Origin of the sequence: uncultured Eudoraea sp. (assembly GCF_947260015.1) — a bacterium.
Classification (GTDB): Bacteria; Bacteroidota; Bacteroidia; order Flavobacteriales; family Flavobacteriaceae; genus Eudoraea.
The window spans coordinates 81,780-105,996 of record NZ_CAMYOM010000004.1 but is presented as its reverse complement, the minus strand read 5'-3'; the positions used below and the strand labels follow the sequence as shown (position 1 = coordinate 105,996).

Annotated in this window: 24 protein-coding genes; 5 read left to right on the top strand and 19 right to left on the bottom strand. The window is 37.1% G+C overall.

Annotated features, from left to right (window positions below):
- Positions 1–106: 106 nt before the first annotated feature.
- The 15 genes from Q0X66_RS03760 to mraZ all read right to left on the bottom strand — a co-directional run bounded on the left by Q0X66_RS03760 (position 107) and on the right by mraZ (position 16,355).
- Positions 107–430, bottom strand: a complete 324-nt coding sequence (locus tag Q0X66_RS03760) for a TraR/DksA C4-type zinc finger protein (RefSeq protein ID WP_297703328.1) — start codon at positions 428–430, stop codon at positions 107–109.
- 7 nt (positions 431–437) lie between these two features.
- The gene (locus Q0X66_RS03755) at positions 438–887 is read right to left on the bottom strand and encodes a GatB/YqeY domain-containing protein (RefSeq protein ID WP_297703326.1); all 450 of its coding nucleotides are present in this window, start codon (positions 885–887) and stop codon (positions 438–440) included.
- A 102-nt stretch (positions 888–989) separates the two neighbouring features.
- Positions 990–2,894, bottom strand: coding sequence for a cell division protein FtsZ (gene ftsZ, locus Q0X66_RS03750; RefSeq protein ID WP_297703324.1), 1,905 nt, complete (start codon positions 2,892–2,894; stop codon positions 990–992).
- Positions 2,895–2,934: 40 nt separating this feature from the next.
- Complete coding sequence (ftsA, locus tag Q0X66_RS03745) at positions 2,935–4,257, bottom strand: cell division protein FtsA (protein WP_297703322.1); 1,323 nt, start codon at positions 4,255–4,257, stop codon at positions 2,935–2,937.
- Between the two features lie 6 nt (positions 4,258–4,263).
- Positions 4,264–4,983 (bottom strand): cell division protein FtsQ/DivIB, encoded by a 720-nt coding sequence (locus Q0X66_RS03740; RefSeq protein ID WP_297703320.1) that lies wholly within the window; start codon positions 4,981–4,983, stop codon positions 4,264–4,266.
- Complete coding sequence (murC, locus tag Q0X66_RS03735; protein ID WP_297703318.1) at positions 4,973–6,325, bottom strand: UDP-N-acetylmuramate--L-alanine ligase; 1,353 nt, start codon at positions 6,323–6,325, stop codon at positions 4,973–4,975. The genes Q0X66_RS03740 and murC overlap by 11 nt, the downstream gene beginning before the upstream one ends.
- A gap of 1 nt (position 6,326) precedes the next feature.
- Positions 6,327–7,418 carry an undecaprenyldiphospho-muramoylpentapeptide beta-N-acetylglucosaminyltransferase gene (murG, locus tag Q0X66_RS03730; protein WP_297703316.1) on the bottom strand — a complete coding sequence of 364 codons (1,092 nt, stop codon included), beginning with the start codon at positions 7,416–7,418 and terminating at the stop codon, positions 6,327–6,329.
- On the bottom strand, positions 7,405–8,604 hold the full coding sequence (locus tag Q0X66_RS03725; RefSeq protein ID WP_297703313.1) for an FtsW/RodA/SpoVE family cell cycle protein: 1,200 nt from the start codon (positions 8,602–8,604) through the stop codon (positions 7,405–7,407). Before Q0X66_RS03725 ends, murG begins: the two co-directional genes overlap by 14 nt.
- Positions 8,605–8,606: 2 nt before the next feature.
- Positions 8,607–9,941 (bottom strand): UDP-N-acetylmuramoyl-L-alanine--D-glutamate ligase, encoded by a 1,335-nt coding sequence (murD, locus tag Q0X66_RS03720; RefSeq protein WP_297703311.1) that lies wholly within the window; start codon positions 9,939–9,941, stop codon positions 8,607–8,609.
- Positions 9,941–11,161: a phospho-N-acetylmuramoyl-pentapeptide-transferase gene (gene mraY, locus Q0X66_RS03715; RefSeq protein ID WP_297703308.1), complete on the bottom strand. Its 1,221-nt coding sequence runs from the start codon at positions 11,159–11,161 to the stop codon at positions 9,941–9,943. The genes murD and mraY overlap by 1 nt, the downstream gene beginning before the upstream one ends.
- Positions 11,162–11,181: 20 nt before the next feature.
- A complete protein-coding gene (locus Q0X66_RS03710) occupies positions 11,182–12,645 on the bottom strand; it encodes a UDP-N-acetylmuramoyl-L-alanyl-D-glutamate--2,6-diaminopimelate ligase (RefSeq protein WP_297703306.1) in 1,464 nt (487 codons plus the stop codon).
- On the bottom strand, positions 12,642–14,648 hold the full coding sequence (locus tag Q0X66_RS03705) for a penicillin-binding protein (protein WP_297703304.1): 2,007 nt from the start codon (positions 14,646–14,648) through the stop codon (positions 12,642–12,644). Before Q0X66_RS03705 ends, Q0X66_RS03710 begins: the two co-directional genes overlap by 4 nt.
- Positions 14,649–14,969, bottom strand: a complete 321-nt coding sequence (locus tag Q0X66_RS03700; RefSeq protein ID WP_297703302.1) for an FtsL-like putative cell division protein — start codon at positions 14,967–14,969, stop codon at positions 14,649–14,651.
- Positions 14,970–15,007: 38 nt separating this feature from the next.
- Complete coding sequence (gene rsmH, locus Q0X66_RS03695; RefSeq protein ID WP_297703300.1) at positions 15,008–15,910, bottom strand: 16S rRNA (cytosine(1402)-N(4))-methyltransferase RsmH; 903 nt, start codon at positions 15,908–15,910, stop codon at positions 15,008–15,010.
- Positions 15,891–16,355 carry a division/cell wall cluster transcriptional repressor MraZ gene (mraZ, locus tag Q0X66_RS03690; RefSeq protein ID WP_297703298.1) on the bottom strand — a complete coding sequence of 155 codons (465 nt, stop codon included), beginning with the start codon at positions 16,353–16,355 and terminating at the stop codon, positions 15,891–15,893. The genes rsmH and mraZ overlap by 20 nt, the downstream gene beginning before the upstream one ends.
- 270 nt (positions 16,356–16,625) lie before the next feature.
- Between mraZ and Q0X66_RS03685 the strand changes: the two genes are divergently transcribed.
- Positions 16,626–17,390 carry an alpha/beta hydrolase gene (locus Q0X66_RS03685; RefSeq protein ID WP_297703296.1) on the top strand — a complete coding sequence of 255 codons (765 nt, stop codon included), beginning with the start codon at positions 16,626–16,628 and terminating at the stop codon, positions 17,388–17,390.
- Between the two features lie 13 nt (positions 17,391–17,403).
- On the top strand, positions 17,404–18,015 hold the full coding sequence (gene yihA, locus Q0X66_RS03680) for a ribosome biogenesis GTP-binding protein YihA/YsxC (protein WP_297703294.1): 612 nt from the start codon (positions 17,404–17,406) through the stop codon (positions 18,013–18,015).
- Between the two features lie 2 nt (positions 18,016–18,017).
- Here the strand turns inward: yihA and Q0X66_RS03675 are convergent, their stop codons facing one another.
- The 3 genes from Q0X66_RS03675 to gldB all read right to left on the bottom strand — a co-directional run bounded on the left by Q0X66_RS03675 (position 18,018) and on the right by gldB (position 20,077).
- Complete coding sequence (locus Q0X66_RS03675; RefSeq protein ID WP_297703292.1) at positions 18,018–18,416, bottom strand: GTPase; 399 nt, start codon at positions 18,414–18,416, stop codon at positions 18,018–18,020.
- A 356-nt stretch (positions 18,417–18,772) separates the two neighbouring features.
- Positions 18,773–19,111, bottom strand: coding sequence for a gliding motility protein GldC (gldC, locus tag Q0X66_RS03670; RefSeq protein WP_297703290.1), 339 nt, complete (start codon positions 19,109–19,111; stop codon positions 18,773–18,775).
- A 3-nt stretch (positions 19,112–19,114) separates the two neighbouring features.
- Positions 19,115–20,077, bottom strand: a complete 963-nt coding sequence (gene gldB / locus Q0X66_RS03665; RefSeq protein ID WP_297703288.1) for a gliding motility lipoprotein GldB — start codon at positions 20,075–20,077, stop codon at positions 19,115–19,117.
- Between the two features lie 91 nt (positions 20,078–20,168).
- Here gldB and nadE point away from each other — a divergent pair, with 91 nt between their 5' ends.
- Positions 20,169–20,957, top strand: coding sequence for an NAD(+) synthase (nadE, locus tag Q0X66_RS03660; protein WP_297703286.1), 789 nt, complete (start codon positions 20,169–20,171; stop codon positions 20,955–20,957).
- Between the two features lie 166 nt (positions 20,958–21,123).
- Complete coding sequence (locus tag Q0X66_RS03655; RefSeq protein WP_297703284.1) at positions 21,124–21,753, top strand: response regulator transcription factor; 630 nt, start codon at positions 21,124–21,126, stop codon at positions 21,751–21,753.
- Between the two features lie 92 nt (positions 21,754–21,845).
- Here the strand turns inward: Q0X66_RS03655 and dnaG are convergent, their stop codons facing one another.
- Entirely contained in the window at positions 21,846–23,825 is a 1,980-nt protein-coding gene (dnaG, locus tag Q0X66_RS03650) for a DNA primase (protein ID WP_297703282.1), read from the bottom strand.
- A gap of 120 nt (positions 23,826–23,945) precedes the next feature.
- Between dnaG and Q0X66_RS03645 the strand changes: the two genes are divergently transcribed.
- Complete coding sequence (locus Q0X66_RS03645; protein WP_297703280.1) at positions 23,946–24,188, top strand: zinc-ribbon domain-containing protein; 243 nt, start codon at positions 23,946–23,948, stop codon at positions 24,186–24,188.
- The last annotated feature ends 29 nt before the right edge of the window (positions 24,189–24,217 follow it).

Genomic DNA, 24,217 nt, shown 5'->3' with positions numbered 1-24,217 from the left:
AAGAACGTAAACATAATATTCCATATGTTTCAGATGCGCCCCGACTAAGTCGGGCTCGTATTCAGCCTGTCCGCCTTTGGCGGATTGCGCCACGGGGCCATTAGTTTTAGCGAGCGCAATTTACGCAAAAAGAGCTATTAGGAGCTAATAAAATACGCTCAATTGGTATATTCTTTTTACATTTTGGACAGACACCAAAATCATTGGTTCCCAGTTTGTCCAGGTTACGCTTCAGACCTTCAAGACGTTCTTTGGCTTTAACAAGAGCTGCATCCATAACTCCTTTATTGTTTATCGCATCCATTCGCGATACTCGCCCTATAGCATTATCGGGAGCGATAGGTTGCGACAGTTCTACATATTGCTTTATCTTCTTTTCAGTCCTGACAATATCAGATTCAAAGAGCTTACGAATATCTTGAAGATTCATTTTAAAATTAAGTAAGTTTAGCACGAACAATGCCAGAAATTGTTTTTCCGTCAGCTTGCCCGCCCAATTGCTTGGATACCATTCCCATAACTTTACCCATGTCTTTCATATCAGTGGCTCCAGTACTTTCTATAATCTGGATTACAACTTTTTCTATTTCATCTACACTTAACTGCGCTGGTAGAAATTTTTCAATTACTGCTACTTGGGCCAATTCAGGTTCAGCAAGATCTTTTCTCCCCTGTTCTTTAAAAATCGCTGCACTGTCTTTTCGCTGTTTTACCAGCTTTTGTATTAATTTTATTTCATCGGTATCAGACATTTCGTCTCCGGCTCCCTTTTCAGTTTGTGCCAATAGTAAAGCAGATTTTATTGCCCTTAAAGACTCCAAAGTTATGCTGTCCTTGGCTTTCATTGCCACTTTTATTTCTTCCATCACTTGATTCTGTAAGCTCATATTTTGCGAATTTTAGTAGCACACAAGATAAAAAAATAAACCCGAAAATGTAATGTATTTTCGGGTCTATACTAAGTTTGGGCACATCATCCCGGATTCTGACTAGTCTACATTATCATGTAAAAATGAGTTGTTAGAACGTAACTGAATTTCATCATTACTGTCTTCACTTAACGTGGTTCTGGACACTTTACCCTCTTTGGGTCCTTCATTTAAATCGATGCCCTGACGTTTATAAGCCGGTTCTTTTTCTATTTCATCAATATTATTAACGCTATTCTGAAATTTGTAATTGAAATCTTTTAGTTTTCTCCTGCGCTCATCGGCCCTTTCTCTGAGTATTTCTTCAATTGGGGTATTCATTGGGTCCCCGTCGTTTGTTTCAACTTCTTCCTTCGCAGCCACAGTCTTTTTCTCGAAAATCAACTCATCCTCTATAAGTTTAGGTTCAAATTCTTCCGCTTTGGATTTGGCGCCAGTTAACTTATTTTCCAATTCCATATAATCATCAAGGCTATAGCGGGTCTCGCCTTCCTTGTTGTATTCCAAAACAGGGATTACCTCTATATGTTCACTTACATCTAAATCATTTATGTTTTCATCCAGACTAAATGTAATAACATTTTCATTCTCTTCTTTATCCAATTCTGTCAAAGGCATATCAAAACTTAGTGCAATCTGTTCCTTTTCATCTACTTTGCCGTCTAATTCTTCTGGATCTATTACTTCAATATCCTTCAGGGCCTTTTTAGAATCAATTATGATAAAATCGTCCTCCGCAATATCTTCTGCGATCACCTCTTCATAGAAAACATTAAAATTCCTGATATAATTGGTTGTCGGAATAAGATCTATAGTTTCTTCCTCCTCTAAAGAATGTTTTATTATCGGTTCAAAAACTTCTTCTTTCTCCTCCAGTTTGTAAACGACATTTTCATCACTCAAATCCTGCACGGCTTTTTGCTCATCTTCAAGAGTGTGTATAATTTTTTTGGTTTCAGTGTTAACAATTTCATTCTGTTGATCAATGTTAAAACCGGTGGCAATTACGGTTACGGCTATAGCTTCACCCAGACTTTCGTCTTCGCCCACACCCATAATAATATTAGCTCCATGACCGGCCTCAATTTGAATATGATCATTAATTTCTCCTATTTCATCAATAGTGATCTCCTGAGAACCCGAAACAATAAGCAATAACACATTTTTGGCCCCTGTAATCTTATTATCATTCAATAATGGAGAATCCAGCGCTTTCATTATAGCTTCCTGAGCTCTTGCTGATCCAGATGACATTGAAGAACCCATAATAGCCGTACCACTATTAGAAAGAACTGTTTTGGCATCACGCAGATCAATATTCTGAGTATAATGGTGGGTAATTACCTCGGCAATACCTCTGGCCGCGGTTGCAAGTACTTCATCTGCCTTTGAAAAACCTGCTTTGAAGCCCAAATTTCCATAAACTTCCCTTAATTTATTGTTATTAATTACTATTAAGGAGTCTACATTAGAACGTAATTTTTCAATCCCTATTTGAGCCTGTTGACACCTCATCTTACCTTCAAACAGAAAAGGCATAGTTACAATCCCCACAGTAAGGACATTCATTTCTTTTGCTTGCTTAGCTATAACAGGGGCTGCTCCAGTGCCTGTTCCTCCTCCCATACCAGCGGTAATGAAAATCATTTTGGTGGTGTTATCAAGCATTTGCTTAATTTCTTCCATACTCTCCAGGGCAGCTTGTTCTCCTACTTCAGGATTGGCACCAGCTCCGAGTCCTTCTGTAAGAGTAACACCTAATTGTATTTTATTGGGAACAGGGCTATTCTGCAAAGCCTGTGAATCTGTATTACAAATCACAAAATCCACTCCGTTAATTCCGGCCTGGAACATGTGATTAATCGCATTACTTCCACCCCCTCCAACGCCAATTACTTTAATTACATTACTTTGATTTTTTGGTAAATCAAAGGCTATATTTTCAAATTCGGTACTTTTGCTCATGTTTTATGTGTTACTGGTTATTACGTACTATCATTTAGGTTTACTCTGCGTTATCTAAAAAATCTTTAAGTTTTTCTGACCAAATGTCAAATACAGTTTTTCTTTCACTCTTTTTCCTATCTGTTGCTCTTCTTTCAGGATGACCTTCCAAAACCAATTCTTTCTCATTCTTGGTTTCCTCCTGATAAATAGGATTTCTTCCTTTATTTTCAATTGCATTCATCAGTAGTCCTACGGCGGTGGCATATAAAGGACTCGCAATTTCCTGATCGGAATCTCCTGCCAAATGCTCATTGGGATAACCTATTCTGGTATCCATACCTGTAATATATTCTACTAACTGCTTTAGATGCTTCAACTGGCTTCCTCCTCCTGTTAATACAATCCCCGCAATTAGCTTCTTTTTTTGATCCTCATGACCATAATTTTTGATTTCAACATATACCTGTTCAACAATCTCAACTACTCGTGCATGAATAATCTTAGAAAGATTCTTAAGTGTAATTTCCTTTGGTTCTCTTCCACGTAATCCGGGGATAGAAACTATTTCATTATCCTTATTTTCGCCTGGCCATGCAGATCCAAATTTCATTTTGAGTAGCTCCGCCTGTTTCTCGATAATTGAACAACCCTCTTTAATATCTTCGGTAATAACATTCCCGCCAAAAGGAATTACGGCTGTGTGCCTTATGATGCCATCTTTAAAAATAGCAAGGTCTGTTGTACCCCCTCCTATATCTATTAGGGCAACTCCTGCTTCCTTTTCCTCCTGGCTAAGTACGGCATCTGAAGATGCCAGGGGTTCAAGGGTAATATTACCCAGGTCCAGGCCGGCACTTTTTATACATCTGCCAATGTTTTTAATAGATGAAACCTGGCCAACAACTACATGGAAATAAGCTTCAAGCCTTCCTCCGTACATACCTATCGGTTGCTTTATTTCGGCCTGACCGTCTACCTTATATTCCTGAGGTAAAACATGAATGATCTCCTCTCCAGGAAGCATGACCAATTTATATACCTGGTTACAAAGTTTATCCAGATCGTCCTCATTGATTACTTCTTCAGAATTGGCTCTTGTAATATAATCGCTATGCTGCAGGCTCCTGATATGTTGTCCGGCAATCCCAACAACTACGGAACCTATCTTCAAACCTGAATCGGCTTCAGCCTGTTCAACAGCCTGTTGAATAGACTTTATGGTTTGTGTTATATTATTCACCACACCCCGATGGACACCAAGGCTTTTTGACCTGCCAATGCCTAAGACCTCAATTTTGCCATACTCGTTTTCTTTTCCGATAATGGCAACAATTTTCGTTGTACCTATATCTAATCCAACTGAATAATTACTTTGTTCCATATTAATTTAAATTTTGGTGCACACAACTTGATTATTAAATTCTAAGCTTACTATATTATAGTTACCCAATGTTTTATCCTTGGCTGCTTTGGTATAAAAAGCCTTGAAATTATTGAACTTCTCTTCCAAATCGTCAACATTACCTAAATTCACAACAAAGTGTTCTAATCGGAATTTCAATTTATAATTTTCTTCATCCTCAATGTGAATCCCGATTACATTTTTTCTTAAAAAGTCGTCCCTGTTTATGTATTTTAAAATCACATAAACATCCTCTAAACTTTTACCAGTAATATTGCCCGTAATGATTGGCACTCTTGCAGAGTGATTACTGGATAATGGCATTTTTTTACCTTCCTCATCCAGGTAGAATTTTGTCTTTCCCTCTACACGTCCGATTGGTTGCCTTTGTACAATGTTTGATGTAAGCTCACCGGTTATAGTAAGATAAACTTGGGCACTTTTTACCATTTCATTGGCCGCAATGACCTTTTCTATAGTATTCAAATCTAATTTTTCTTTGGGCATGTTTTTAATGATCCCATAATTTTGTATTAACAATTTATTAACCATAGCCTGTGTAATGTAGAGATTGTTCTCCCCCGTAAATTTTAGGTTCATCCCTTCTACAGTTTTCGAATCACTTCTATGACTCGAAAATGCATAAAGACCTGTAATACAAATTATTAACCCTATAAATTTGATGTAATTCCAATTAATTTTCATACTCAAGTTCTTTTTCTATTTTAGATATTTCCAGCCCAATATCCCCGGCACCCATGGTGACCAATACCTCCGGTTCTTGCCTTTTTATTTCCTTAATCAGATCCGCTTTTTGGATTAATTTCTTATTCTGAATCTTTATTTTACCCATCAGCCATTCCGAATTGACTCCATCAATAGGTTCTTCTCTTGCCGGATATATATCCAATAATAAGACACTATCAAATTGCGCAAGACTAAGGGCGAAATCATCAGCAAAATCTCTTGTTCTGGAAAATAAATGGGGTTGAAAAACTGCGAGTATTTTTTTGCTCTCATGCATCTCGGAAATGGCATCATATACGGCATTTATTTCCGTTGGATGGTGCGCATAATCATCAATAAAGATAAAGTCGGAATTCTTTATTCGATATGAAAATCTCCGTTGCACCCCCTTAAAGGTTTCCAATGCTATGGCAAGTCGATTAGCTGGGGGACCAACCTGTATTGCCATGGCAAAAGCAACTAAACCGTTAAGTAAGTTATGCTTTCCCGGTTTGTTAAACTTAACCCCTTTAAGGGTAGTGTCTGGAGTTTCCAAATCAAAAACGTAGGCGCCATGTTCTATTCTTAAATTTCTTATACAATAATCCGAATCGTCTTCTATTCCATAGGTTATTCCTTCTAAAGGCAGGCCATTTCTAATAAACAATTTCCCGCCGGGCTTTAGCTTATCAACAAAGTCCATAAAAGATTTTCTTAGTTCATTGCTGTCACCATAAATATCCAAATGATCAGCATCCATAGAAGTTATGCAAGCAATATCAGGTGATATCTGTAAAAATGAACGATCGTATTCATCGGCTTCCACAACAGAATATTCACTACCACCGAACCAAAAATTACTATTAAAGTCTTCCGAAATACCACCAAGAAATGCGGTAACAGGTGTCCCCGTTTCTTTTAATAAATGCGCTAGAATACTACTTGTTGTTGTTTTACCATGGGTACCTGCCACTGCCAAACAAAAAGTATCCTTTGTAATAATTCCCAACACTTCCGATCTTTTTTTTATTTCAAAACCTTTTGAGGTAAAATAATTGAATTCTTTATGGTCTTCTGGAATTGCCGGTGTATAGACAACCAGGGTATCTCCGGTATTTTTATACTCCACCGGAATTTCAGAGATGTCATCCGCATAATGTATCTCAATTCCTAAATCAGAAATCTCGCGAGTCAACGGTGTCTCTGTTTTGTCATAACCTGCTACATTCTTTTTTAACAGCTTAAAGTATTGCGCAAGAGCAGACATACCGATTCCGCCAATACCGATGAAATAAATGTTATGTATGTCCTTTAGCTTCATATTATATTTTCAGCAAATGTTCTATTTCATCTACAATGTTTTTAGTGGCATCAGGCTGTGCCAGAGCTTTGATATTTTTACTCAATAATTTCTTACTATCCTCGGATTTATTCAGATCTGAAAAAACATTTTCAAATTTGCCTGCCAAATCCTTTTCCTCCACCATTAATGCCGCTTGTTTTAAAACAAGACTTCTCGCATTTTTGGATTGATGGTCCTCTGCTACATTTGGCGAGGGAATAAATATCACCGGCTTACCAACTATGCATAATTCCGAAACTGAACTCGCTCCAGCCCTTGAAATTATTATATCTGCAGCCGAATATGCTAAATCCATTTTATTCAAAAAGTCGTGGACTTTCACATCATTAGCGTGAAATTTCTTATATTCTTCATAGTATCCCATACCACACTGCCAAATAAGTTGAATCCCTAATTTTGAAAAGAAATCAAGTTCTTTTTCTATAAGTTGATTAATTCTCCGTGCACCCAGACTTCCTCCCAGGACAAGCAGCGTTATTCCTTCCGGGTCCAAACCAAAGAATTCATAAGCTGCATTAGTATGCTGTAGAGGATCTATCAAATCTGCTCTAACAGGATTCCCCGTTTTTACAATTTTATTTACTGGGAAAAACCTTTCCATTTCATCATAGGCAACACAAATTTTTGCTACGTGTTTAGCCAGTAATTTATTAGTGATTCCTGCATATGAATTCTGTTCCTGTAACACGCAAGGGATTCCTTTTCTGGAAGCCATTTTTAACATAGGTCCACTGGCAAATCCTCCTGTGCCTATTACCACATGGGGTTTAAACTTCGTCACTATTTTTCCTGCACTAATCAAACTACTTATTAGTTTAAATGGGAATATTAAATTTTTTAATGTCAACTTTCTTTGTATTCCACTAATCCACAAACCCTTTATCTTGTATCCTGCCTTTGGCACTTTTTCCATCTCCATCCTGTCTTTTGCACCTACAAATAAAAATGCTGCATCAGGATGTCTTAACTTTAATTCATCCGCTATGGCTATTGCCGGATAAATATGCCCTCCTGTTCCACCCCCAGATAATATAAATCTATAATTGTCCACTTAGCACTTCTAAGGGGTTAGTATCATCCACATCGGATTTTTTAACATCAACCAGTTTAAATTTTCTGCTCGCACTTAACACAATTCCAATGGCCAGACAAGTCATCCAAATAGATGTTCCTCCACTACTAATAAGTGGTAAAGTTTGCCCGGTTACAGGAAATAATTCTACTGCAACTGCCATATTAATAAGTGCCTGAAAAACGATAGGCAACCCAACACCAACTACTAATAATTTGCCAAATACAGTCTCATTTGAATTTGCCACTACCACAATTCTGAATAACAAAAGCATATAAAAGAACATTAGTACAAACCCTCCTACCAAGCCGTACTCCTCAATAATAATGGCATAAATAAAATCTGAGGAACTCTGAGGAAGGAAATTTTTCATTACACTTTTACCTGCTCCATTTCCAACAATACCACCACTTGCAATGGCAATTTTTGCTTTTTCTATCTGATAGTCCGATTCTGTATCTGCGGGATCCCAAAAACTTTCAACTCTATTAATCCAGGTGTCCACCCTGTTTGGAAAAAGATCAGGATAAGCTTTTATCGTAAGAATAAAAATGGCAAGTATTAATAACCCTGTACCTATTATCCCTGAAAGATATTTTAGTGGATAGCCCCCTAAAAAACAAAGTATCAGTACCATAAAGAATAGAATGGCCGCTGTAGAGAAATTGGCAGGCAAAATCAAAATGGTGACAATAAAAACGGGAAGCCACAGGGGTACCAGGCTTTCACTAAAAGTGATTGTTTTATCCTTAATTCTGGTCAGGTATCTCGCCACGTAGACCATTAGAACTACTGCTGCCAGATTTGAAGTTTGAAAAGTAATTCCAACCAACGGAAGGCGTATCCATCTACTAGCATTTGCCCCGTCTATTGTAGTGCCCTGAGCCAAAGTATATGCCAGTAGAACCAGCACTATGGGCAGAGCAATAATAGACAACCCCTTAAAAAAATGGGTAGGTATTTTATGAACGCCATAGATTATTCCAAATCCCAAAAACAGCAACATCCCATGTTTAACCAAATGGCCAATAGTTGTGCCATTTCCCACTACATAAACCAGATTACTACTGGCACTGTAAACAGGTAAAAAAGAAAAAAGTGCCAGGAGAGCAACTACTCCCCAAATGGCTTTATCTCCTTTTATATTTCCTAATAACCCGGACATTTTTACAAGTTTTTTATTGCTTCTTTAAATTGATTTCCTCTGTCTTCATAATTTTTAAAAAGATCAAAACTAGCACATGCCGGAGACAACAAAACAGTATCTCCTCTTTCAGCAATTTTATAGGCTACTTTTACCGCTTCACTCATTGCGTAGGTCTCAACAATTAAATCTACCACGTTACCAAAAGCGTATTTAATTTTTGAGTTATCCATACCAAGGCAAATGATAGCTTTTACCTTTTCCCTTACTAAGGGCATCAGTACTTTATAGTCATTCCCTTTATCTTCACCACCTACTATCCACACGATGGGAGTTTTTATGCTTTCCAAAGCATAATAAGTGGCATTTACATTGGTAGCCTTTGAATCATTTATATATTGTACATGATGAATTTTTAAAACCTTTTCCAAACGATGTGCAGCTCCCTGAAAATTCTGAATACTTTCGCGGATAGTATCCTTTCGAATACCAACCAATTTTGCAACCGTTGATGCCGCCATTGTATTTTTAAGGTTGTGTAAACCTTCTAATGCCAAAGAATCTGCTTCCATTTCAATTGTTTTATTTTCTGTCCTAATTAATATTCTGTCATTCTCTAACCATGCCCCTTCTTTTAGTTTCTCATTAATTGAAAAAGGCATTAATTTTGATCTAATTGGGTTATTCTCCAGCCAACTTACAATTACATTATCATCACAATCATAAATCAAACTGTCTTCGGCATTCTGGTTTTGAACAATCCGGAATTTTGAAGACACATAGTTTTCAAAAGAATGATCATACCTGTCTAAATGGTCCGGGGTAATATTTGTTATTACCGCTATGTTTGGTTTAAAATCTACAATTCCATCTAACTGAAAACTGCTTATTTCTAGCACGTAGAAATCATAGTTATGTTCCGCTACCATTTTAGCAAAACTGTCTCCAATATTACCTGCCATTCCCACGTTTAAACCTCCCTTTTTTAAAATATTATAGGTAAGCATAGTAGTAGTGGTCTTGCCATTACTTCCCGTAATTCCTATTATTGTGGCATTTGTATGTTTTGCGGCAAACTCAATCTCAGAAATTACCGGAACACCTTTATCCACAAGCCTTTTTACCAGAGGTGTTGTGTCCGGAATACCCGGACTTTTCATTACGACATCAGCATTGAGAATTTTATCTTCCGAATGATGTTCTTCCTCCCAATCAATCTCAAAATGTTCAAGAACGTTTTTATATTTATCTTTGATCTTACCCTTATCTGAAACAAATACCAGGTAATTCTTTTTTTTTGCCAGAATGGCCGTTCCAACTCCACTTTCACCAGCGCCGAGTACAACCATTAATTTCATTATCTCACTTTGAGTGTCACAATTGTAATTATGGCTAATAGTATTCCTATAATCCAAAATCGTGTGACTATTTTACTTTCGTGATATCCCTTTTTCTGATAATGGTGATGTAAGGGTGCCATCAAAAAAATACGTTTCCCTTCACCTGATGTGTTCTTAGTGTATTTGAAATAACCAACCTGCAACATCACAGATATGGACTCGGCAAAGAATATTCCGCATATAATTGGAATTAACAATTCTTTTCTTACAATTAATGCAATTACTGCTATAACGCCACCTATTGTTAGACTTCCAGTGTCACCCATAAATACCTGGGCAGGAAATGCGTTGTACCATAAAAAACCTACCAATGCTCCTACGAATGCAGCTATGAACACTAAAAGCTCACCAGCCTTGGGTATGTACATGATGTCCAGGTATTCGGAAAAAATTATATTTCCCGACACCCATGCAAAAATTCCCAGGGTGAGAACTATTATCGCGGATGTGCCGGCCGCCAAACCATCGATGCCATCTGTAAGATTTGCACCATTGGAAACCGCTGTAACTATTAAGATGACAATTGGAATAAAAATTAACCATGCATTCGACACTGCCTTCTCACCGGCCCAGGAAATCAGATTACTATAATCCAATTCATTATTCTTAAAAAACGGAACGGTAGTCATTGTAGATTTAATATCTCCACCTTTAATCTGTTCAACCTTATATTGCTCCGTAATTATAGTATTGGTCCTTTCTCGCATGGTGACTTCCGGATGGAAATATAGGGTTACACCCACAATGAGTCCTAGTACAACCTGACCTATCACTTTAAACCTGCCTTTGAGACCTTTTTTATTTTTTTTGAATATTTTAATGTAGTCATCCACAAATCCGATAATACCCATCCATAGAATTGTAACTATCAATAGAATGATATAAATATTCTTTAAATCCGCGAACAATAGCACAGGAATTAAGGTGGACATTATTATTATCAAACCACCCATAGTTGGAGTACCTGTCTTTTGCTTTTGCCCCTCAAGTCCGAGATCCCGAATGGTCTCCCCTATTTGTTTGCGCTTGAGAAAAAGAATAATACGTTTGCCATAAACTGTTGCCAATAACAAAGAGAGTAGCACAGCCATAGCTGCCCTGAATGTCTGAAACTGGAACAGACTTGCTCCTGGCAATTGATATTGTTTTTCTAAATAATCGAACAGATAATACAGCATATTACGTTATCTATTTCTTGTTACTTTTTTAAACTGGTTAGCACTTCCTTTATAATTTTAAAATCATCAAAATCCACACGCTCACCGTTAGTTTCCTGATAGGTTTCATGACCCTTACCAGCAACCAGGATTATATCATTGGGTACGGCTAGCTGACAGGCGGTCTTTATTGCCTGGTTTCGATTTTCAATTGATAAAACTTTACTGATATTCTGTGGTTCTACGCCAGATTCCATCTCTTCAATGATAATAAGAGGCGGTTCGGATCGTGGATTATCTGATGTAAAAATTGCTTTACCACTCATAGCTGAAGCGATATGACCCATTACCGGACGCTTAGACCTGTCACGATCACCACCACACCCCACTACGGTGATGACGTTTTCATTTCCAGTCCTCAATGCATTGATTGTCTCAAGTACATTTTTTAAGGCGTCCGGCGTATGGGCATAATCAACAATAGCCGTTATTCTTTCTTTAGATATGAAGTATTGAAACCTTCCGTCAACATTTTCCAATTCACTCAATAACCTTAGGGTTTCAAGTTTTTCTAATCCCAACAGGTCAGCTGTAGCATATATGGCCAGGATGTTGTAAGCATTAAAATGACCTATTAATCGGGTCCATAGCTCATTATCATCAATTTTTAACAACTGTCCGTTAAATTGATTTTCCAAAATCTGAGCCCTGTAGTCGGCATAACTTTTTAGAGCATAGGTGTATTTTTTAGCTGTGGTATTTTGCAGCATCACAAGCCCATTTTTATCGTCAATATTTGTTAAGGCAAAAGCTCTTTTAGGTAAATCATCAAATAATTTCTTTTTTGTATCCCTGTACTCGGCAAATGTTTTGTGATAATCCAGATGGTCATGCGATAAATTGGTGAATATTGCACCTTCAAACACCAACCCTTCAGTTCTTTTTTGATGAATGCCATGGGAACTTACTTCCATAAAACAAAATTCAACACCTGCCTCATTCATCAGAGATAGATATTGGTTAATAGTCATGGCATCAGGAGTCGTATGGCTAGTAGAAAATTCTCTATTATCCACCATTATTCGAATTGTAGATAGCAGGCCAACTTTGTATCCTGCTTTTTTAAACAATTGGTATAACAAACTGCTTACTGTAGTCTTGCCGTTTGTACCGGTAACACCTACAAGTTTTAAATTTTTGGATGGATTATCATAGAAATTTGATGCCATTATAGCAAGGGCCTGGTTGGCATCAAGAACTTCCACATAAGTTATATCATTGATCAAATCTCCCGGAAGTTCTTCGCATACTATCGAATTAGCTCCTGCGGATATAGCTTTATCGATATATTTATGCCCATCGGTTAAAGTGCCCTTAATTGCCACAAAAACACAACCCTTAGCTACTTTTCTGGAATCAAAACATATCGTATTCACCAAGACACCGGTAGATCCGCTCACGGCGGTAAGACTTACTCCAAATAGTATATCCTTTAGCGGCTTCATGAAAGTTCTAAAATTATTTTCTTTACTTTTTCCAAATTTGTTCCCTTAGAAATTGATTGCTTTTGAACCTTGCCATTTCCTTTGACCTCTACCTCCAAACCCATGTTTTCGAGGATAGAAATTGCATCCATTCCACTCATTCCTTTTACATCTGGCATCTGATTGTGGTTCTTTTGTGCCTCCGCGTAGTAGCTTTGAAAACTTGCCTCTAAATCAGCATTTAAAGGTTCCAGGGTTTCTATTTCGTCTATTAAGGGGTTGTTGGCATAAATCTTTCTGGCTATTGATTTAAATACCGGCCCGGATACGTCTGCACCATAGTAGCCGACACTTTTATCTGGTTCGTGGATCACCACTATGCAGGAGTACTTTGGGTCATCTGCAGGGAAGTACCCGGCAAAAGTTGATATATATCTCAGTTTGTCCGGGTCACGGGTTACATAGTTTTTTTGTGCTGTTCCCGTTTTACCAGCCATAGAAAAGTTTGGAGAATAAAGTCGATGCCCCGTTCCGTGTTCTTTTTCCACTACATTTTTCAATAAGTCACGGACCTGTTTTGCGGTCTCCTTAGAGCAAATAGCCTCGTTAATAATCTCCTTATCAAACGTATAAATGGTTTTATTCCATTCCTTAACCTCCTTTATTAGTCTGGGACGCAATAATTGACCATCATTAGCTATAGCATTGTAAAAAGCAAGAGTCTGTAAAGGCGTTAGGGATACTTCATAGCCATGAGACATCCACGCCAGGGAAATCCCAGACCATCCCTTATCTCCGGGATATCTAATTACAGGCTTACCTTCTCCTTTTATTGGCATTTCCAATTCCTGATGAAGCCCCATGGACATCAGGCGATCTACATAAACTGATGGTTCTTCTTTATAACTGTTATGAATCATTTTGGCGAAAGCTGTATTTGAAGAAACTACAAAAGCTTTTGCCATTGAAATTTTGCCATAACCTCCGTGTTTGGAATCCTTTACTATTCTATCGTATATTCTCCAACGTCCTTTTTCAGTATCAATAACTGTGCTTGTGTCTATTTTTTGATCTTCCAGGGCAGCAACCAACGACATTAATTTAAAGGTTGATCCAGGTTCATGAGATTCGCCTATCGCATAATTTAATCTTTCGTAATATTTACCATCCTCTGTTCTTCCTAGATTAGAAATTGCCTTTATCTCCCCTGTTTTAGTTTCCATTACAATAACACATCCATGATCGGCTTTATACTTTTCTAATTGTGTTAAGAGCCCATGATGGGCAATATCTTGAATATTGATATCTATGGTCGACACTACATCATAGCCATCCTTAGGTTCAACAAGATTGTCTAAACCAATAGGTTTCCACTGACCTTTAGCAATTTTCTGTTTTAGTCTTTTTCCTTCTATTCCTCTTAAGTAGTTACCAAAGGCGCCTTCAAGCCCTACCCTGGTCACATAGCCATTTTCATCAAATCGTTCATACCCAACGCTTCTTTCTGCTATTTTTCCTAAAGGATGTTCCCTTACTGTTTTTTGCTCCATAATAAAACCTCCCCTATTTGGTCCCTTATTAAAGAGTGGGAAAGCTTTAACCTCCATATAGTCAGAATAATCAAGATTCCTGGCCACCAAGGCGTATCTGTTTTTATTTGCTTTAGCTTTTCTTAGAATTTGTTCATAATAGGCGGAAGGTTTTCCAAACAGGTTTGCCAGAGCATTGCACAAAGGCTGTACTTCTTCTTCAAAATCTGAACTTTTTACTGTGACCGCATCAAAACGTATCGTATACCTGGAGACCGATGTAGCTAACAAACTTCCATCATCTGAATAGAGATTTCCCCTGTTTGGGGCAATTGTAAAAAGCCTTTCCGTACGTTGATGAGCCATCTCCTTGTACTTATCGCCGTGAACTATCTGGATACTCACAAGTTTTACGACCACCGCAACCGCAAACAGGAACAGACATGCTGATACTATATAAAGTCTGGTTAATATTTTTTTATCAGTGATGGCCACTTATTTTTTATTGGTTTTTACTTTTATTTTTCTTGGTGGTACTTCAGAAGGAAAAAGACCTTCATCCAAAACATTCTCTGTAATGGTTGATTCTAATTTCAATCGTTGTACGTCTGAGCGCATATCTACGAATTCGTTTTTTAACTCTTTGACCTGTTCATTCAAAGCGGCTACCTGATGTACTTTTTTATCCGCACTGTGAGAACTAGCAATCATTATAGTTGCCAAAACCGAGGCAAAAATTATAAAGAGCCAATTTTTTGGAGCATCTCCACTCACCAGGAATTTGCCTTTTAAAATATCTATGATCCCTTTTCTCATAAGTTTATATATTGTTATGAATTATCCAGATCCACAAATTATATTCGTTCTGCTATTCGCAGTCTTGCACTGCGAGCCCTGCTATTCTTCGAAATTTCATCGGCAGGGGGAACAATTAATCCACCTACCTTTTTAAACGGAACATCAATATTTCCGTAAAAATCCTTTTCGGGTTCACTCGAAAAACTACCTGCTCTAATGAATCTCTTAACTAGTCTATCTTCCAATGAATGGTAACTAATTAAACTCAGCCGTCCGCCTTTATCCATTATCTCCGGAGTTTGCAATAAAAATTCTTCTATTGCCGCTAATTCCTGATTTACTTCAATGCGTATTGCCTGATATACCTGTGCTAAAATCTTGTTTTCTCTAAACTTTGGCAGATATTCCTTCAATACCATTTTTAGGTCTGTCGTTGTTTTAATAGGTTCATTTACCCTGTGTTCTATAATGGTTTTGGCCATTGCATCTGCACGTCTTAAATCACCATAACGAAACAATACATTTCTAAGATCATCATAGGCATAAGAATTAACCACTTCATAGGCACTCTTCTTATTTTTTGAACTCATTCTCATATCCAGATCGGCATCGAAACGTATAGAGAAACCTCGTTCAGCCTTGTCAAACTGATGAGAAGAAACCCCGAAGTCAGCTAAGATTCCATTTACTTTCCGAATGCCATAGAACTTTAAAAACTGCTTTATATATCTAAAGTTTTCATTGATCAGGGTAAATCTATCATCTGCTATTGCGTTTTTCAAAGCTTCCTCATCCTGATCAAAAGCAAACAAAGCACCTCCACTACCCAATCTTCTTAAAATCTCTTTGGAATGTCCACCTCCACCAAAAGTCACATCTACATAAATTCCATTTTCCAATATATTGAGCCCATCAACGGACTCCTTTAACAAAACAGGGTTATGATAGTTCGTCTCCATCATCACCCATTACCTCTTCTGCTAATTCCGCAAAATTTTCTGCAGTTTCATCAATTACTTTTTCATAGCTATCCTTATCCCAAATTTCAATGATGTTTATAGCCGAACTTAAAACCACTTCTTTGCTAATTCCAGCAATAGAAACGAGGTTTTTAGGTATAAGCAATCTACCTGTCCCATCTATTTCTAAGGGTTTCACACCCGCTGAAAACCGCCTGATAAAATCATTGTTCTTCTTCTTGAATCTGTTCTTTTTATTCATTTTTTCCATTAACAGATTCCATTCGTCCATTGGATACAGTTCTAGACAGGGTTGAAATACCGAACGTTTTATGACAAAGCCCTTGCTGAGAACAGGGGCCATCTGATTTTTGAGCGTGACGGGTATCATTATCCGCCCTTTAACATCAGCTTTGCAATCATATGTCCCTATAAAACTTATCACTTAAATTGGCTGGTTTTCTAATATAAACTCAAATATATAGAAATTATTACCACAATTTACCACAAATTACCACTTTGTTGAAAAAAAAATTCTGAAAAAGGAGAGAAGTATAGTGCTATGTCGAGCCATTTTAGCAGTTGCTGTAAATAGCGGGATGCCTTTATTTTTGATAAAAAATATGGTATTGTAAAGGTAGTCTCTTTTTTCCAAAAGCATTGGTATTATGAGGAAATGTCTATATTTGCCCACTGAAGCCAGAAGCATTATTTAATGGAAGAACACATTAAAAAAGAAGGAAAATATAGATTTATTGAAGTAGGAGAAGGAACTCCAATGATTATTCTACACGGTCTTATGGGGGGCCTTAGTAATTTTCATGGGGTAACCAACTATTTCCCAAACAAGGGCTATAAAGTTTTAGTACCTGAATTGCCAATCTACTCTTTGCCATTGTTGAAAACCAACGTAAAGAGCTTTGCTAGGTTCCTTGAAAGATTTATAGAATTTAAAGGACTCAAAGATGTTATTTTGTTAGGTAATTCCCTTGGAGGTCATGTAGGTTTATTACACACCAAGCTTTATCCTAAAATGGTGAAAGCTTTAGTAATTACAGGAAGTTCCGGGCTTTACGAAAGCGCCATGGGAGATGGCTATCCTAAACGAGGGGATTATGAATTTATTAAAAAGAAGGCGCAGGATGTCTTTTATGATCCTAAAGTGGCTACCAAAGAAATTGTGGATGAAGTATTTGCCACTGTAAATGACAGAAGGAAACTGGTAAAAACACTGGCCATAGCCAAAAGTGCCATAAGGCATAATATGTCTAAAGATTTACCGAATATGAAGACTCCAACCTGTATTATTTGGGGTGAAAATGACTCTGTAACACCACCAAATGTCGCACGGGAATTTCATGAATTACTGCCGGATTCAGAGCTTTTCTGGATAAAAGAGTGTGGCCATGCACCTATGATGGAACATCCCGATGATTTCAATGTCGTTCTGGATGAATGGTTACAGAAGCGTAAATTCTAACACATTTATTGTCATGAAGATAAAGTCTGCCGACTTTTTGATGAGCAACTCCAATGTAGAGAATTGCCCCAACCAGCCTTTACCCGAATATGCTTTTATAGGAAGATCAAATGTTGGAAAATCTTCACTGATAAATATGCTCACTTCTCGCAAGAGTTTGGCAAAAACATCAGGAAGACCTGGAAAAACGCAACTTATCAATCATTTTAAAATAAATGATCAATGGTTCCTGGTTGATCTTCCCGGATATGGATATGCACGCGTATCCAAGAAGGACAAGAAAACTTTTCAGAAATATATTACTGATTACTTTCTTAAAAGAGAACAGTTAGTAAGTGCCTTTCTATTAATTGATATACGCCATGAAGCCCAAAAAATAGATCTTGAATTCATGCAATGGCTGGGTGAGAACGGCATCCCATTTTCTATATTATTTACCAAAGCAGACAAGCTGAAACCCAAAGCGATTGAAAGAAATGTTAAGAATTACTTAGATCAACTGCTTTTAGGAGCATGGGAAGAAGTCCCGAATCATTTTATTACTTCTTCGTCAAATAGCTTGGGAAAAGAAGAGGTTTTAAACTATATCCAAGAAATAAATACAAGGTTCTACGAAGGAAAATAAAGCTATTTGTCCCATACTTTTATTTCCTTTTCCCTTTTCGCAATTAAATCAATTAATTCTTCCGTATTTTCTAATTCATTGAGTTCTTTTGTAGAAATAAATAGCTGCAACTCCTCATTAACCGCTGACAGAACAACCGGAAACTCAAACTTATATCCGAATTTTGAAGCATACTGCTTATTAAATTCATCCTTATGTAGAAATTCCATGCTACGGTCTTCTTCCTCACGAAATCTCTTCCAGGCTTTTTTCTCATTAATTACACCAAAGGTTAAATCACAAAGATTACATTGGTAAGTGCTCGGACTTAATGCTTTATGAGCTCCATCCAAAAGGGAATTTCGCAAGCCTGAATTGGCGTTATAAATAAAAATTAGCCTTGTATCTTCGTGCTTATCCATAAATAAATTTATTCATTTAAAAAGTACGGAAACCATACTCTATATTGTACTTTTTAGTCAATAAAAATACTCAATACTTACATAATATATCTTTAATCCGTGCTTTATATATAAATATGTAAACTGTTATTTGCTTTTTTTGGCAGATAAATTTTACTCAACTGAAATCAATCTATTTACCCTCTCCTTTTAAAAATAATGATGCTCTTGACCAATAACTGGTTACGAAATCCCATGGGCAAGGTAATTCATCTTATTAAGAAAAAGGCAACGCTTAAATGCTGGCTCAGAAATACTGATGTTACGACCGGTAAAACAACTCAATTGGAAGGATGGCCAATTACCATAACAATAGACTACTCCTTTTTTAATTCTAGCTTCTCTGCAAAATAGGCGCAGAAATCTTTCATGGTTGTTGTCATTTTTTCGTCCTGCGTAGCCTTCATAAAAGTATCGGACATAGCCAACAGGGTTTGATGAAAGAAAACTTTCATTTCATCCACTGGCATATCTTTTGTCCACATATCTATTTTTAAGGATTCCTGGTTCTTACTGTCCCACACCGACAATAACATGGCTTTTGCTTCCTGGTTTACAATGCCACCATCTTCTGCGGACCAGGTAAGCTCTTCCGGAACGCGATTTTCATCCAAGCCCACTTTAAGCGTTATTTGAGAAGTATGTAATTTTCCCATGATCTATTTTTTCGGTTTGTAATTTGATTTTTTAAAAATTTCATCCGCGGATAATTCAAGTAATTGATTAAGTTTAACATCATTGTTATTCATAAACGACCTTACTATTTGCCATCCCATATAGCGGCCCAGTCTACCTGGAGATTCATTATCCAGTTCTAACCTGAATTTTGAAAACGGAGCCGGATCTAAAAACCGGGGAGCCAACATATTGTCGGTGCTGTAGAGTAATTCCCTTTCAATAAAATAACGCCAAATTTGCTCCTCATTGGCCTGGGCCCATTCTAATTCCTCAGGCGTATATACTATTTTTTGAGCATCAGTAGCAAGAGGTATCAATTTGTCTTTGAGATATAACTCTTTCCCATAATATATCATCTGCGCTAAAAAAGTGCGGTCAGAAGGGAAGTTGAGCGTGGTTTTGCCAAAAGCGCTTGCAACGTCGCTTATTAAATAGGTTTTGTCAAGTCCGGCAGCTATATATTGATCTATTCCCCTATAGAACCTATGATCTTTACCAAGATAATTATCCAAACCGATTAGTAAAAGTGTGTCCGCCAAAATTATACGATTCGAGTAATCCACGTCCGAAATAACTGTTATTACCTCCGGTGTCCGATAATTTGGAAAGTAGTACAGAACATGTTTAAACAAAAGTTCGAGGTCTGTTGTTTCCCTATCAAAATTCGGAAAAGTTCTCATTACTTCACTAAATATTTCATTCTGCAAAGAATCATTCAGTTTTGCAATCCAAACACTATCGGAATACTGCTTTGGAAAAAGGTAAGGGTATTTCTGTTTTAGTTTGAGTATGTCTCCGGGTTTTGCCTCCGCAAATTCCCGATCAAAACGCAGTACAGTCAGATTTAACGGAATCCTTGAAATATCTTCGGATACCTGTGTTTCATTTTTACAAGAATGGAGACTAAAAAGAACAATTAAAATCGCAATAAATCTTGTTTTCATATAAAGTAATTACACTTCAGTTTTATTATTAAGGGTATTCGCTTTATTTTTATCGCAGCAAAGTTAGTATTTCCAAATAATAATGTACCCTATGCAAACAAAAAAGGTAATAGATCATATTGTAAGCTGGTTAAAGTCATATGCCACCAAGGCTAAAATCAATGGATTTGTTATAGGTGTATCAGGTGGGATAGACTCCGCGGTTACTTCAGCCTTATGTGCTAAAACCGGATTAGACCTATTATGTATTGAAATGCCAATCCATCAAGGTGCTAATCAGGTAACCCGGGCATCTAATCATATTGATTGGTTACAACAAAACTTTGACCATGTATCCAGACATCCTGTGAATCTCACTTCGGTATTTGATAATCTTGTAACATCATTACCGGAGGTTGACAATGAAGAAGACAGGTTTATGTCTTTAGCCAATACCCGTGCGAGGCTTCGCATGACAACATTATACTATTTTGCTGCTTTAAACAACTATCTGGTAGCAGGAACAGGTAATAAAGTAGAGGATTTTGGAATTGGCTTCTACACCAAGTATGGGGATGGCGGAGTTGATCTTAGTCCAATTGCAGACCTACTTAAGACTGAGGTCTATGAAATTGCCAAATATTTGGGCATCAATGAAGAAATTATTGTTGCTCCCCCAACAGATGGCTTGTGGGGTGACTCACGAACAGATGAGGATCAGATAGGGGCTTCATATCCGGAATTGGAATGGGCCATGGAAATGAATAACTCTGGGAAGGAGGCCGATGAATTCAGTGGAAGAGAAAAAGAAGTCTTTCTCATCTTTAAAAGGTACAACTCCATGAATCAACATAAGATGCTTCCTATACCCGTTTGCGAAATTCCTGGTAGCCTAAAATAACATCTTGACTAAGAATCAGTTAATTAAGACGAATAATGACTCCATTATTCTTAATAATTGGGAAAAAAAGTACACTTTTGTTTAAGAAATTAGATAATTTAACCTTACATTGCATGTCAGTATTTTTCGACGTACATAGGCGTTAATATCTAGAAAACCAATCAAAATGATAAAAGTTTTAATCGCGGACAATCATCCAATAGTCAGAATGGGTATTAAAAATGTACTAAATTCGGCTTCTGGTTTTGAAGTTATTGATGATGCTGCCACTACCACTGAACTTTTTACAAAATTAGAGAAGTTGAATCCGGATGTCGTTATGCTTGAAATGGACATTCCGGAAATTAATGGAATAGCTAGCTTGAGAAAGCTTAAACAGGAATATCCTGACATAAAGGTATTGATCTATAGCGGCCAATCTGAAGATGTATACGCACTTAGTACCATAAGAGCAGGAGCGTTCGGCTATCTTTCAAAAACTGCAGATTTGGATTACATAATTACTGCCGTTAGAAAAGTTAGTGAGGGTAATATGTTTATCACTAATGAATTGGCTCAGCGACTGGCCTTCGATGAAGGAACTCAAAAGCCCCGCAGGTTTTTCAGAAAGTTGTCTACCCGAGAAGTTGAGGTTCTTAAGCTCCTGGCCAGTGGAAAGAGAAATAAAGACGTTGCCATAGGCTTAAATCTAAATGAAAAAACAGTTAGTACGTATAAAGCCCGTTTAATGAAAAAATTAAATGTTGATAATCTTGTGGATTTGCTTCAACAGGCAAAGGCCTTAGAATTGTACTAAGTTCAATTCATAATAAATTGTAACCCTGACCAAAGTGTCGGGGTTTTTTATACCTCTTAGGCGCAACTAAATGAGCTTCACGGACAAATGTTTTATGAGAGTACCCTATTTAGCTTCTTATTCAAGAGTTTGTTTAACTGAAGGTAATTCATAATCTCTTCCAGGGTTTCCTTGTGATCACCATTCAAATCTTCTGTGTTTTCCTGCAGAGATGTAATTCGTTTTTTTATTAGAAAGCACCTTAAAGTTAAAATTGTTTCGCTTACTAATTGGGAAATACTTTTTTCTTTATTTTTTGGATAGATGTCCTTTCGCTCCCAGTGATGCAACTCATATTTTTCTTCCTCCATTAATATCGAAGAAATTTGGGTTACCATTTCCTGATCGAGTTCATTCATAAATGTAGTCATAGAAAAGTCTTCTTTCTCATTAAGCCCTTCTATTAATTTGTAATAGATATTTCTGAACTTGTCATGTGTGAGTTCTATTTCATCCTCCTGAAGATCCAGGTATACCTTTTCATAAACTTTTGCTTCCATATTTTCCGGTTCTAGAACGAGATCACCCTCTTCATTTTCTTTTAAAATAAGGTCCTCAAATTCCTGAAGCTCATTCCCATAAAGCAGAAGCATTTCTATTATTTTCCGTTCTAACTCATATTGAACATCCAGTTTTTCCTCTTTCTGGCTATGCTTAACAACCTCGAACGCTTTTTGCTCCTGTCTTGCGGTTGCGGCAGCATTTGTGCGTTCTTTACTTCCAATCTGCGCCAGAGTATTAAATAAAACATCTTCTGAAATATTCATTATATGTGCGCACTCCTGAATATAAATTTCACGTTTTATCCTATCTGGGATTTTAGAGATACTGTTAACGATTTCGCGAATAGTATCAGCCTTTTTTATTGGATCATTTGCCGCATCTTTGGCCAGTAAGGAAGTCTTAAACTGTATAAAATCCTTAGCATTCTCCTGTAGGTATAGTGTGATCTCCTCAATTTCATTATTCTTGGCAAAACTATCCGGGTCTTCTCCTTCTGGAAAGGTGCAGACTTTTACATTCATTCCTTGTTCAAGAATAAGGTCAATCCCTCTCAAGGATGCCCGTAAACCTGCTGCATCCCCGTCAAATAAAACTGTAATATTTTTAGTAAGCCTGTTTATTAACCGTATTTGCTCTGGTGTAAGGGCCGTACCACTGGAGGAAACCACATTATGTATTCCCCTTTGATACAATTGAATAACATCCGTATAGCCTTCCACTAAATAGCAGTTATCCTCTTTAGCAATCGCCTGTTTAGCAAAATATATACCGTATAGCACCTTACTTTTATGGTATATTTCGCTTTCCGGGGAATTCAGATATTTAGCAGCTTTCTTTTCATTGGAAAGTATCCTTCCTCCAAATCCCAGAACTCGACCGCTCATGGAATGGATAGGAAACATGACTCTTCCCTTAAATCTGTCAAATTTTTTGGAGACTCCGGCCTGGTTAGCATCTTCTTTTACAATTGTCAGCCCGGTCTTTTGCAAAAATTTTAGTTGATATCCTCCTTCAAGGGCAGAATTGGTAAAAGCGTCCCACTGGTCCAGGCTATATCCCAGTCCAAACTTTTTAATGATGTCATCTGTAAAACCCCTTTCTCTGAAATAACTAAGCCCTATAGCTTTCCCCATTTCCTTCTCCCAAAGTGTCTTCTCAAAATATTGCTGAGCATATTCAGAAACCAGATACATACTTTCACGTTCATCGGCCTGTTCCTTTTGTTCATCTGTACGTTCTGTTTCTTCAATTTCAATATTGTATTTCCTTGCCAGATATTTAATGGCTTCAGGATACGTAAAATGCTCGTGTTCCATTAAGAAAGCCACAACATTTCCACCCTTACCACTACTAAAGTCCTTCCAGATTTGTTTTACCGGTGATACCATAAAACTTGGAGTACGTTCATCCGTAAAAGGGCTTAATCCTTTAAAATTGGAACCAGATTTTTTTAATTGTACAAAATCCCCAATTACCTCCTCAAGGCGGGCGGTTTCATAAACTTGATCTATGGTGAATTTAGAAATCAATGTGACTGAATTTATGCGATGTAAAAATAAGAAAATAGAATGCTTTAAAATACAGTATTTTTAGAATACAATCTGATAGTGAACGATTATTTTAATCAGTCAAACTAATTTAAGTTTATTATGATCTTATTTTTTGGAATTCGGCCCGGAAAGACAACTACAATAAACATCAGACATATAAAATGTTCTCATTGTAATCAGCCTGATACGCTTTCGGGTGAAAGCACACCAAATTTTTTTCATATATTCTGGATTCCACTTTTTCGCGTGTCAACAACTCAGGTAATAGGTTGCAATTATTGTAAAAAAGGGTATTACAAGGAGGAATTTACAAAAGAAATGCAAGCGGCATTTGAAAATTAGTTCATAGTTACCCCAAATGAAACCTGTCA